The organism is Flaviramulus multivorans, from assembly GCF_021728415.1.
Classification (GTDB): Bacteria; Bacteroidota; Bacteroidia; order Flavobacteriales; family Flavobacteriaceae; genus Sabulilitoribacter; species Sabulilitoribacter multivorans.
On record NZ_JAKKDV010000002.1, the window covers coordinates 58,900 to 72,923 of the forward strand.

General features: G+C 34.2%; 4 protein-coding genes. All 4 read right to left on the minus strand.

What is annotated here, in order from left to right; translation table 11 throughout:
* Window positions 1-14 precede the first annotated feature (14 nt).
* The 4 genes from L3X39_RS05115 to L3X39_RS05130 all read right to left on the minus strand — a co-directional run bounded on the left by L3X39_RS05115 (window position 15) and on the right by L3X39_RS05130 (window position 13,798).
* Entirely contained in the window at window positions 15-8,243 is an 8,229-nt protein-coding gene (locus L3X39_RS05115; protein WP_237230694.1) for a T9SS type B sorting domain-containing protein, read from the minus strand.
* 314 nt (window positions 8,244-8,557) lie between these two features.
* Window positions 8,558-10,855 carry a PorP/SprF family type IX secretion system membrane protein gene (locus L3X39_RS05120; RefSeq protein ID WP_237230695.1) on the minus strand — a complete coding sequence of 766 codons (2,298 nt, stop codon included), beginning with the start codon at window positions 10,853-10,855 and terminating at the stop codon, window positions 8,558-8,560.
* Window position 10,856: 1 nt separating this feature from the next.
* A complete protein-coding gene (locus tag L3X39_RS05125; RefSeq protein WP_237230696.1) occupies window positions 10,857-12,296 on the minus strand; it encodes a T9SS type B sorting domain-containing protein in 1,440 nt (479 codons plus the stop codon).
* A 176-nt stretch (window positions 12,297-12,472) separates the two neighbouring features.
* A complete protein-coding gene (locus tag L3X39_RS05130; protein WP_237230697.1) occupies window positions 12,473-13,798 on the minus strand; it encodes a beta-helix domain-containing protein in 1,326 nt (441 codons plus the stop codon).
* Window positions 13,799-14,024: the final 226 nt, after the last annotated feature.

The window sequence follows — 14,024 nt, forward strand, 5'->3', positions numbered from 1 at the left end:
ATCTCCGATTTTCATTATCTATATAGTGTAAAGTGACCAACAAACTCTCGATTATCCATTCTATCATTTAATCTTACAACATACCAATAATCACCCGTTGGAAGTTCTTTACCTTTATACATCCCATCCCATTTTTCATTAACTCTTAGAGTTGCTATTTTACGACCATATCTATCAAAAATATCGAAGGTCATCTCTCTATACTGTGATGTACAACCAGGTCCCCATTCATCCAAATTACCATCACCGTTTGGTGTGAAATAATTTGGTATACAAACATCTATATACTCAAAATATCTAGTTGCAGAAGCTATACATCCATTACTATCAGTTACCGTTACAGTATAATCACCAGATTCATAAATTAAGAATGTATTAGTGCTTCCTTTGGAGACACCATTTAATTCGTATTCATAATCACCAGAACCACCATCAGCAACCGCAACGATTTCATTTAAATTACCATCTTCGAGCACTAATGTTAATGGATCAAACTGCTCGATTTCAAAATCAATAATTTCTTCACACGTATTAGTATGTCTAATCGTTATATAGTGATTACCTGCTGCAAGGTTTGTAAATACATTACTTGTTTGGAAAGCACCACCATCTAAAGCATAGTCTAAATCAGATAAGTCAACCGAGCTATCATCAACATTTACAGTCACCATATTACTCGTAGCATCGACTGTATTAGTACAATACTCAATATCAAGCTCAGCTTGAATAAGTACAGATGGCGGGAATGTAATATTCCACTCTGTAGGACATCCTAAATTATCTAAAACATAAACAATATGATCTCCACCAGCTAAACCAGTGAAATCGAATTGAGTTTGTGTAGGACTTCCCGTGATGTAGGTTCCATTAATATCATCTAAAGCTACGCTATAGGGCATTTCACCTCCGCTAATATCAATACTAAACTCACCATCTAAATCACCACTACAAGCCTCAGGTATTATAGAGTTTGGAACAATAGTTAATGATACCGGTATTGGGTCTTCAATAATAAAATCGAAAAGTACAAAGCAACCCAATTCATCTTGAGCAATAGCTTGATAATTGCCCGCTGGAAGGTCTTGAAAAGTTGATGTCTCAAAAAACTGATCTAACCTAGGAGAGATTGCATATTTTATAACGCCAGTTCCTCCAGAGGCAGTAATTTCTAACATACCATTACTTGTTCCAGGACATGTAACGTTGCTAGCTACAAAACTAGCTGTTAAAGGTTGTGCTGGTTCAGTAATGGTTATTTGTGAACTTGTAGTTAAACAATCTCCACTATCAACCCTTACTTGATACGTGCCAACAGGAAGATTCGTAAATACTCCTGGACTATCTTGAGTTACTGGAGTTATTGGATTTCCTAACGTGTCTTCTAAGGTATAAATATAACTTCCTAAACCACCTTCGGCAGTTGCTACAATAACACCAGTAGTATCACCATTACAATTAATAGTTGCGTTACTTACATCTAAAATAATATTCAATGTTGGTAGTGGATCAATCGTAATTTCATTAGAAGCGTTTGATATACAACCATTAGCATCTCTTACATAGTAATCGTAAGTTCCAACTGGTACAGAAAACGTAGTAGATGTTATAAAGGAGCCCAAAACGGTCGAAAACGAAGCGGTATCGCTATACTCGTAGTTTCCTGTACCTCCTACTGCACTTAAAGTTAATGTTGAATTAGTTAAACACGTTTGTGATGTTTCTTTAACTAAACTCGCTTGTACTTGAGTTGGTTCTGCTATAACTATATCTGGTGAATTGAATGAACAATTATAACCATCGGTTACCACAATATTATAAGTTCCTGCTCCTAGGTTATTAAAAATAGGAGATGTTTGAGGTCCAGAAGAACTCACAGTTGGTGAGGTCATGTTCAGCGTGTATGTATAATTACTTCCTTGTCCTCCACTTACGGTACTTACTGTAATCGATGCATTAGCATCTCCAAAACAAGATAGCAACGAAGTACTTGCTGATACGGTTGCACTAATTGGTGGCGGAATAACAAGTGTAATATTATCCGAAGCAATACATCCACCTGCATCTCTAACATTTACTGTATAGGCTCCTGCCGATAGATTAGTAAACGTTCCGTTTGATGAATAAGCCACTGTAGCAGCTCCTGTTAACTCATATTCATAAGTTCCCCAACCACCACTTGCTGTTGCAGTAATGGTGCCTTTATCATCATCACAAGTAACATTAGATGTTTCGGTTGCAACAACGGTTAAGGCATCTACTGGAGATCCAACGAATATTGTATTTGATGTTGTTGAACAGAACGGACTTGCTGTCTCTGTAACGACAATGGTATAATTACCAGATAATAAGCCAGTAACTACCTCTGGATTTGTTGATGTATTAGCTGATATAACTCCGAAAACTGACGTAGACGTGCTATCAAATACTTCGTAATCATACGGTCCTGAATAATTTGTTATGTTAATCGAAATTGAGCCATCATTATCTCCTAAACATGTTACTGGTGAAGATGTTGTTGTAAATGTAACAGGTGTAGCTGCTGGCACAAAAATATCTATATTTTCTGAACAGGTTGTTATTACGTCTGTAATTGTAACTGTATACGTTCCTGATGGTACACCAGTAAATACATTTCCAACTATACTTATGGAAGCTGGATTTGGACTTATTGAATACGAATAAGTACCTGAACCACCAGAACCTGTTATCGTTATTTCACCATCATCATCATTACACGTTGGAATAGCAGTTACATCTGGTATTAAGTTAATAGGAGCTAATATATCTACTGTTACTAAATTACCACAACCATTAGCATCTTGTATCTCAACAGTATGTGTTCCTGATGATAAATTTGATATGGTAAAAGGTGCTGTTCTTGTTTGGAAAGCACCACCGTCAATACTAAAACTATATGGTGCAATTCCTGGGGTTACCAAAGTAACATCTATTTCAAAATTACCCTCAGTTACTGTACATTGATTACTCACAATAGCATCAATAACTGGTTCGGGATCAGAAGGTAATACTAGAACTGGAGTCGTTTTTATACAACCATAAGCATCAATAACATGTACATAATAACTACCTGCGTCCATATTAAATACGTTTGCAGAATTCCACGATGGATCCGTTGCTAACGGAGCAGCAGGTGTTGTCGTTATTTGATATAAATAAGGAGCTGTACCATTACTTGCGATAGCACTAATTACTCCAGAATTAGGGTTACAATTTGCGTTTTTATCAACCGTAGCCGAAATATCTAAATCTACAGCAGATTCGTTAATTTCAAAAATCACTGAAGCAGATTCACAACCGTTATACGATCCTGTTCCATTTTCAGTAAAACGAATATAATATTGTCCAGGAGCTAAAGTCCCCGGAGTTGGCGTTGTTACTGTTTCAGGCACTCCAAAAGTAACTGGTAAATTTGTTGGTCCATCAACAAGTACATGCGTAAATGCTGTAAATATTTCATAATCTACCGAAGTGGTAGTACTATCAAAATTATCAATAGTAAATGTAACACTACCATTATTTTCTCCTTGACAAATAACATTGTTTGGAACAACAGAAGATGTTAAAGGTGAAGCAGGTGCTATTGCTGAATCTGCTTGTTTAACATAATAACAGTCGGTAACTAAGTCGTGTACAACAAAAGTATAAACAACACCAGGTGTTAAATTTGTAAACGTTCTTGTGTCACCACCGGGTAAATCAGGTGGTAAAAAAGTAGATGTATATGGTGCAAAATTAAATTCTAAAATACCAAACTCGTAACTACCACTACCAACCGCTGATATAGCTTGTACAGTAGCAGTTCCTCCTGTGGTACAATCTGGTACTACAGTAGTAACATCAATCAATAAATCTGATGGTGGCGAAGCAATTACAATTTGTTGAGCTAAGCTACAACCATTTGCATCAACAACATTTACAGTATAAGTTCCGTAATTAATAATATTAAACGTATGGTCTTCATTGGTTGCTGCGGCATATGGGTTTCCAGGAATAACATCACCAAAATTATTTGTAATATAATATGTAAAAGGAATTGTGCCTCCTGTTACATTTTCAACCGTAATAGAACCTAAACTAGAACCTCCAGGATTACTACAAGTAATATCAACTTTTGATAAATCGAAAGCTATAGGGCTTGGTTCATTAATGGTTATTGTTTCTACATCCGTACAAGATTTTGAATCCGTTAAGGTAATAGTATAATTACCAGCAGGCAATCCTGATGTTTGAGTACCGTAATCTGTTGCTGTCGTATTGTTGAATACATTCAACACAAATGCAGGCGTTCCTACACTATTATTAATTGTAATTTGAATTGCCGCATTACTATCACCATTACATAAAATAGGTTGCGTTTGTACAACAGAAATTATTTCGGGTAATGTAATAGCGTTTATAGTTTGAACTCCGGATTCAACAGTACAACCATTGGCATCTGTTATTAAAAATTGATAGGTTCCATCTGCTGTCGCCGTATGAGTAAATGATGACCCTGTTACTGAAGTTGAACTTCCGTAGCCTCCGCCATTAAACGATACTTGATAATTAAAAGGAGCAGTTCCTCCAGTAATTATTGCTGAAATAGTCCCATCTGGTGATGCAGTACAATCTAAATCCTTTGTTATTACCATACTCACTCTTATAGGTGGTAATGGCGGAATAGTATAAGACTCAACATATGTACAATTGTTTGCATCTCGTACTTCAAACGTATAAGTGTTAGGTGATAAACCTGCAAAAATATTTGAGGTTTGATATGCTGTAGTTGACGGTGAAATAATTCGGTATTCTAAAGGTAATGTTCCTCCCGTTGTTGTAATAGTAACATCAGAAGTCAGTGCGGGACAAGTTACAGGTGTACTACTAAAATCTAAATCTGTTGGTGGATTTAACGGATCAATCGTTATTGGAGCTGTTAAAAATGTACAGATATTAGCATCTCTAATAGTTACCGTATATGTACCATCTGTTAATCCCGTAAAAGTTGTTCCTGTTTGAAAATTAACCCCATCAATACTATATTCATATGGAGGCGTTCCTCCTGAAACAGCAGAAACAGTTATAACACCATTTGTAGTACATGTATATGGTGTCGTTAAAGTTGCTGTACCATCAATTGCTGTTGCTGCTGTAATGGTAACAGGTTGAGGTGCTGTAGTACAAACATCTGTTCCGGCTGTATATCTTACTATAACATCATAGTTTCCAGCCGATAAGCCTGAAAATACAGGTGAACTTAAATACGTAACACCATTATCTATACTGTATTCTAAAGAATTTCCGTTTGGATTCGTTACGTTAATATTTATACTACCAGAATTCGTTTCATCAGAACATAATATGTTAGTTTGAGACACGTTAAAATCTGGTGGTAATGTTGCATCAACGTTAATAGAAACATCTACTGAACAGTTATTTGAATCAACAACTGTAATATTATAAACTCCAGCTGTTGGTACATTTACTATTGGTGTACCTTGGAAAACCGTTGTACTATTAACAAAATAATAATATGGTGGTGTTCCTCCTGAAGGATAAACCGTGATTTCCCCATCAGTACATGTTAATGGTTTTGTTAGTGCTGCTGTTGCTTCTAATAAAGGAGGATTGATAATCTCGATATCTCCTGAGTATACACAACCATCTTCTGTGGAAACATTAATAGTATAAGTCCCTGCATTTAAATTACTAAATGTATAGTTATTTGGTGTAATGGGACCTACACTATTTACAAGTGTTGCACCGTCATAAATTGAAAAGAAATACTGCGGACGAACATCATTTGCTGCAATTGAGACACTGCCCAATTCATCATGACATAGCGGTTGAGTAACAATCGTTGAAACCGTGAAATCCCTATCCCTTATTTGTACATCAGGAACACTGAAAATACATGGATTTGGTGAAACACCTATTTGTCTAATATAAACGTTATAGAGTCCTGCAGTTGTTACTGAAAACACATTACTAGTTTGATAGTTTGTACCATCAATACTATACTCATAGCCACTAGGTACACCACCAACAGTAATCTCACCTGGTGTAGTACAATAAATATCTCTTGAGGTTACCGTAGGAATTAATAAGTTAGTATAAACATTAAAATAAAACTGATTAAAACACCCACCAGTATAATTTAAAGTTAATCTATATTGTCCAGAAGTATCAATAGTAAAATCTGGACCTGTAGCAACTTGATTCCATGTACATGCTGAGTCTTCATTAGCACAATCTTGATTAGCGACTGCGGCACAACTCGATTCATCTAGTTTTTCCCATATTATTGATGTCGTGTCAGTTATTCCAGTTTGTATAAACCTTGAATCGTTAGCTCCACATAAATAAAAATTTGGCAACTCTTTTCCATCATTAGGGCAAATAACTACTTCATCTGCAAATGGAATTAATGGGTTCGTTACGCCTGCTCCAAAAGTAACAACATCGAATTGTTGATCTATGGATTGACACGGAGCTGTTGCTGTGTTATGCACATAATATGTTCCAGTACTCGAAACGGTAATAGATTGCGTTGTTCCTATTACAGGTGTTCCTGAAGGACTTGTAGACCATGAGTATGAATCATAACCATCACCAGCTGTTAATGTAACACTTGACCCACATAGTATAACTTCTTCAGTAAAATCACAATTTAGGTCTGCCAAAAAGTTAGTAGCGCCAGGGGTAAGTAAACATCCTGTATTAGTTGCAAAACTTGGGTCGTCTGATATCGTAAATGTAGGGTTTATTGTTCCTTGATAGGTTGCATATGCTTGATTATTTATAACATTTGAACAAGCGTCATTTAGCAAGCTACAAGACGATACTACAGTTACCATAAAACGAATTTCTGTAACGGGATCGTTTTCTTCAACAATTGACCTGTCGATACTAAAAATAATTTCTTTAGTAGTAGGATTATAACTCTGAACGGTTACTCCTGGTGGTAAAACACCTAAATCTGTAGGGTAGTTAAAAACAATGTTTTCCGGAAGAATATCTCTAATAGTTAAATTTGTAGCATCATCGTTACCTGTATTTTGAAAACCAATGGTGTAATAAAGTTCATCACCAAGATTTACTAATTGTCCTCCAATATCATTACCAAATTCATCTTCAACAATTTTGGTTAACACAATATTTGGTGCAATTATTTCAATAGCGAAGGCACTAAAATAATAGTAATAAATATCTAATGTACTTCCTAAACTAATGGTTGCCGAAGTAGCACCATTGGCTATTAGTGTATTGCCAGGATTAGGAATAGGTATAATACCTGCATCAAATCCAAGGGTATTAGATCCGTCAGGATTTCTTGTTGTAAACAACTCTGGTGTATTTGTTGCTGGGTCTATATAAGAAACCGTACTATTGAAGAAATTATTACCTGGTCTGATTACCGTTCCCGCATTATTAGTTGCATCAATGGTAGTACCATTCAAACGTAAATAATCACCTGTATATCTCCTATCACCTTCGATTGTACTAAACGCAAAATTAGCTCTTACGGGACCTGTTGGAATCGTAGTAAAGCCAGAAACTGGAAATGTTTCACTTATAGTACTTGTTATTTTTGTAAACCCATCAAAAGAGGTTATATATTTACTTGGTAAAAGAGGATCTTCATAAACTATAAAAAGCGACCAACCTGCTGAAAGTCCTTCAGAATTTGGTTTAGGTCCAACTAATGATGAGATATTAGCCACTGCATAAGTACCTTCAGGGTCTGCTAAAGCTGTAACCATACTGGTTACATCATGGTAATAAACATAAGTGTTGGAATTATTGTTATTTGCCGCATTTTGAAAATATACCTCAGTACCAGTTATATCAACATAATTCCCTCCAGGAACTTTAAATTTAATTTCCGAAATAGGGTCTGATCCGTTTACTACGGCGCTCCAGTATAATCCTGCATAAACTATTTGGTAACAGTTTACATCGTTTGGTACATCTAAATCTGCTGTACTAGAGTTAAACGTTGTAGCATCACTATCAACATCTACATATACGGCCGCATCAATTCTATCATTTGTATCCGTGCCATTATAAGGATCTGTGACGTGAAGTCCTACGTTACTGTTCCCTATCAAAAGGATATCTCCTTTAATTGCCTCGTCGTATCTAGGAGAAAATGGAACAAGGTTTTGCCCCATCATGCTGCCAAAGCATAATAAAAAAACTAAAACAACAAGCAATTTGTTAGCAAAAGTAGTTTTTTCCATAAGCAGGTTATTTTTTGTTTCTTCATAATTGGGGGATTAAGAAGAAAATATTTAGTTAGTTTAGTTACATTTAATTTGTAGTCATATCACTACAACGAATTTCCTTCGTCTAAATTTAATGTTTTTAAACGGGTTAAATATCGTGAAAATTTTTGTATAAATAATAAAGTGAAGGTATAAATTAAGCTGTTTATCGACGAAATGATACTTTAATCTTAATTTAAAAATATATTTGTAGTCATTTACATACGTTATTTGTAATAAATGCTTAAAATCTATCAAAAAATTAATTTATTTATAGCAGATAGCCAATATTAATTCTCTATTTTCACCATCGACATTTGACTATCTAATGGGTTATTGCTTTTAGATTGCAATGCTCTTGACGCACTTTCTACGTCATCAAATTTCTGATAATAGATATAATATTTGCTAGTTTTAACATCAAAGAAGAAATCAATGTTTGCTTTTCCTGATGCCACAGCTTTTGTTAAAAAGTCATCTCTTTTTGCAACGTCGCTATGAACTGCCAACACTAAATAGTAACCGCTATCTGCATTAGATACGTCGTTAACAATTTGAATATTATTAGTGTTTCGTTCTTCACCAAAATCAAAATCTTCAATTTCATAAGGCACTGATTGAACTGTTGTGTTTTGCTTTATAACGTTTAATGCCGCTCTATCTTTAGCATATCTTACTTCTTCATTATCGTAAGCCGCACGTTTTATTCTACGTTTTCTTTCAAATTCTGTTGCAACTTTAATGGTTTCCAACGTTGATAGTAAATTCTCTTTAGTTTGTAAAGCTTGTAGCTGTTCTGATTTTAAAGATTGTATTGCATTTAAGTAATACGCATTAACGTCATCTTCTTTATCTGAAACGTTTTTAAGTCTTTCATTATATAATCTTTCCAATTCTGTAATCTTGTCATTCTGTGATTTTATAACATCATCTATCTCGACTTTTAACGATTCTAAAATAGCATTTTCAGCAGTAACACTCTTAAAAGGTTTAGGCGCTTTGTAAATACCTTGTTCACTTAAATCATTTTCTTCTTTTAAGTCATTAAGATCTTGTTGTCTAATATCTACAGCATCTCTTAATCGGTTCAACAAGTTTTGTTGTTCAATTTTAGAATTATTCGTAAGCTTTGTTAGACTCTCCATTACCAATGCTTCACGATCTCTCGCTATTGGTACTAAAACGCCATCCAGTTGAACGGTATCAATACGCTTCTCAGCTTCTTCCCTAACCCTAGTTTCTTCTGCTAATCGTATAGCCTCAGCTTCTGCCTCTGCCTTCGCTTTATTTTCGGCTTCTAATTGTGCTTGAGCCGCTTCTTGTTGTTGCCTTGCTTGTTCTTCGGCTGCAGCTTTAGCTTGGGCTTCTTCTGCTAAACGCTGTGCTTCCGCCTCAGCCTTTTCTAAGTTTTCTCTTTCAATTCTAGCCTGTTCTTCAGCCGCTGCTTTTGCCTGCGTCTCTTCTTCTGCTAACAGTTTAGCAGCAGCTTCTTCTTTGGCTTTATTTTCTGCTTCAATTTTTGCTTGTTCATCTGCGCTCACTTCATTTAAAACAACATCGGCTTCTTTCTTATCTACAGTTGTTTTCGGTTTATTAATTGGTCTACGAGCTGAAACGGTAGGCCTTTTATCTTGAATAAGTAATGCTTGCTCGTCATCATCACCACTATAGTTATATCGATATCTATTTTTAAATTTATAAGCTAATGCAATTTCGTGCGAATTTCCAAAACTTGATAAATTACCTATTGCCTTTTCGTAATTATATTCTAAAGCTATTTGACTAGTAATATTTAACCCTAAACCTCCTGAGGCACCGTATAAAGTATTATAACCAACTTGTGCCCAAATACCTTTAGGTACTGTAACCATAATTAGTCCTGAAATAATGGTTTTATCTTTTTTAAATTCTGATTGTATTAATGTTGAAAACTTACTTTCATCAAAAAAACCTCGACTATTCATATAACCTGTATACATAACATGCCCTTGAATACCTTGCTCTGGATTTTCTTCAATCATTTTCGAATTGGTGAAGTTATAAGACACTACATTGTTTATTGAAATACCAAAATCGAAAAATTCTGTACCATAGTTAATTCCAGGATTTAAAGTAATTATGGTATTTGATGGTATATTTTGTAAAGATGGGTCTGGAAAATTTGTAATGACTTTGCCCTCGTTAATTCCGCTTTTATAAACACCTAAATTTGTTCCAAAGGTTAAATTTTGGTCGTTATCCAAAACTACATTGTATGCAAAATTAACTACACCTCCAAAGGTTGTTAATACGCCATAATTTTGCTGAAATAAGCCTAAGCCTATACCCATGTTTTCTTTAAACCTTCCTGAGTAACCAAACAAATATGTTTGAGGAGCATCATCAAACTGTACCCATTCTCTTTTATTAGTAAAACTAATGTATCTATTTTGCTCTCTAACAAAACTAAACGTTGGGTTTATAGCATATCTATTAAATTTTAAAGAATTCCTAACTGGTAAATCCAACGCAACTACCCCATTTTCTTGAGTATGGAATTGCTGTATTGTAATGAAAAATAAAACTATATATAGTAGATATTTCTTCATATTATTTAACCACAGTTATAGAACCTTTTCTAGTTTTATTATCCGCTGTTTTTATTATATAGTAGTAAACCGGGTTTACATCTTTAAAGTCTAATTGATTTTCTGGCCAATTATTAAGGTAATCGTTTGTTTTATGTACAATCTCTCCTTGGGATGAAATAATGCTAACCTCTGCATTAGCTCCATTAACATACTCTTGTGGAATAACCCAAGTATCATTTAATCCATCTCCATTAGGACTAATTAAATTGGGAATATTTGATACATTTGGAAAAGCTTCACGTACTATAAACATAAATTCGGTAGAGGCTATACAACCACTTGTTTGGGATATAACAACTTTGTAGTTTCCTGTTTGTGTTGCTTCATAACTGTTATTTATTTCACCAGAGATTAGTGTGCCATTTAAATACCATTCAAATTCAGGATTTATAGCATCGGTTGTTACTGTAGCGACAAGTGTTTCGCCTTCATCAATAGTGTTATTCTCTGGTACATCTATACTACTGGAAAAACCACTGTTTTCTAAATCTATAGAAGCACTTATTGAGCAACCTCCTAAATCTATAGTTACCGAGTATTTACCAGGTTCGTTTGTTTCATACATTTGACTAGTTGCTCCCGAAATAGCCACACCTTCTTTATACCATTGATAAGAATTACCATTAATTGCACTTAAGGTAGTCGCCCCTTCACTGGAACAATATGGATTCCCTAGACTAGAACTTATTTCTGATGAAGTACTAGATGTGGATTCACTAATCGTTACACGATTTGAGTACGAATTTGATGTACATGTACCATAATTAGTTTCTACAAAATAAGTTCCTGGTTGGTTTACTGATAAGCTCTCACCCGAGGCAATAAATACTGATGTTGTTTGACTTGTTTCTTTATACCAATTAAATGTTAAAGATGGATATTGTAAAGGCGAATCATTGTCTCCCGTTCCAGGATTATCAATAGTTAGCAAATAACTTCCGCCGGAACAATAAGCTGCTGTAGAAATTAAATTATTTATTGAAAATGGCGTGTCTTGAATTTTATAGTAAGCTGCGAAAGCATCAGATGGTGTGCTGGTTGCCACAGGCGAGGTGCTTTTTATTCTAATTTTATAAGCTTCTCCTGAGGTTGATATCGGTATTGAAAAACTTAATGTTGCTGGTGATGTTGTTACTGAACCTTGAGCTGAAGTATATAAAACTGTAGGTGTTGCAAAGCTTCCCGCATCGTCTGATAACTCAACTATAAATTGATTTGTTCCTGTAATTCCTGACTCTGGTGAAAACGAAAATGTTACGTTATACGTATTAAATGAAGGACTAGCACAAGCTTGTGTAAATCCTAAACTAGGTTTACTAATTACTATTTGCGCATTTGTATTTACAGTTACACAAAAAATAAAAAAAACAACAACTTTAGTAATAGTAAAGTTTCTCATACGGTATTATTTTTTAATAAATAAAACGACTAGAAACAATTATATTTTCACCTTATAAGTTGCTATTTTTCACCTATATAATAATTGTAGATTAAACACTAAAATTTCCACATTGACTTTACAATAAGGAAATTTTAGAGATTTGGGGCGCTTTATTTAACTAATAAAATTTTTATTTAATCAATTCTTATTTCTTCATCAACATCATTTGATGCAATTATTTTATTGATTCGTAATCTATAATCTGGTATTCTATCATTTTTAACATCAATAAATGTTTCAGCATTTTCGCTTTTAGAATACACATTAAAAAATGCACTGTTACCATACCAGTTCTCTAGGTCTTCATTATTTGAGTTGTTCTCAATAAAAATATTCCCATTACAATTATTAAAATACATCTCAGTAAGAACAATTTTTTCCAAATTGTCTTGGTTAATTTTAATACCATCGTCTAAAATAACCGCAGGGTTAAAGCCTGATACGACTGTTTTATCCATTTCTAATTTAGCATTTTCTCCAACATAAATAGCAGCTTTTACCAAGTTCATTTTAATATCAGATACTAAATTATCGCTATCATTTAACAATGTTAAATTCTTTGCTGTAACGTGCGTACTGTTCTTAGAAAAATCAAATTCTTGTTTTTTATCATATGATTTAACCTCCATACATCTAGAGCCTGAGCCGTTAGATAAATAAGGTGACCGAACCGCTAGTGAATTTGAAATGTCTGAACGTGTTCCGTAACTAAATTTATAGTCAGTACCACTAGATTTATAAGAAACTGCTTGTGACAATGACACTAATCCACCCCAAATTGCAAAAGAATCTCCACCAGAATGGCTAACCATTACATTTTCAATTTTCGTTTCTTTTCCCACACTTGCAAGCAATAATCCATTAAAATAAGTTTCTCTTGTAATTCTCTTTCCTGCATATTCTATTCTTACAAATTTTAAGATACCTGAACTGCAAACTTCATCATCGCCACCATAATTGGTGTTAGCATAGTCTGCTCCAGTAAGGTTTGGGTAGAATTGTGATACAGAGCCTGAACCAAATCTATTTATTGGGGCATTACCTAGTACAACGATTCCTCCCCAATCACCTGGTCTTTTTACACTTCTTTTAGAGGTGAAAATTATAGGGTCGGTAACAGTTCCCTCTGCTATTATTTTAGAACCTTTTGCTATTGTCAATGAAGCTTTAGTAGCAAAATCACCATATATAACCGTACCTGGTTCTATAGTAAGGGTTGCACCATTTGTTACAAATACACTTCCTAACAATAAGTAAACATCCCTTTTTAATAATCTCGTATCTTTTGTAATACTTCCACTTAATATTTGAGTAGGTTCTCCGTATTCGGTTTGATTAGGCTTAAATTCTGTCCAATTACGCAGCCAATTATTAGAGCCTATAATTCCTTTTTCTTGTTGTGAATATATATTTCCTATTATGAATAGAAATACCAACACAGTATGGATTAAGCGTTTCATAGTTATCTTTTTATAATTAAATGTCATACAAGATTTTCTTGAAATTATTATTCAAAAATAGAAAAAAATCTATGAAATACCAATTATTTCGACAAAATGCATAAAACAAACATTTTTTAAAGGAAATTTTATCGATGAACTACACTTTTTTAGACTAAAACTCTAGGGAAAGATTCTAATCAAATAAATAATTTCAATAAAAAAGAGCATGGAATTAATCATGCTC

Coding starts and splice junctions, on each gene's coding strand:
- L3X39_RS05120 (WP_237230695.1), bottom strand. CDS start 10,855: ATGAAGAAATATCTACTATATATAGTTTTATTTTTCATTACAATACAG.
- L3X39_RS05130 (WP_237230697.1), bottom strand. CDS start 13,798: ATGAAACGCTTAATCCATACTGTGTTGGTATTTCTATTCATAATAGGA.
- L3X39_RS05115 (WP_237230694.1), bottom strand. CDS start 8,243: ATGGAAAAAACTACTTTTGCTAACAAATTGCTTGTTGTTTTAGTTTTT.
- L3X39_RS05125 (WP_237230696.1), bottom strand. CDS start 12,296: ATGAGAAACTTTACTATTACTAAAGTTGTTGTTTTTTTTATTTTTTGT.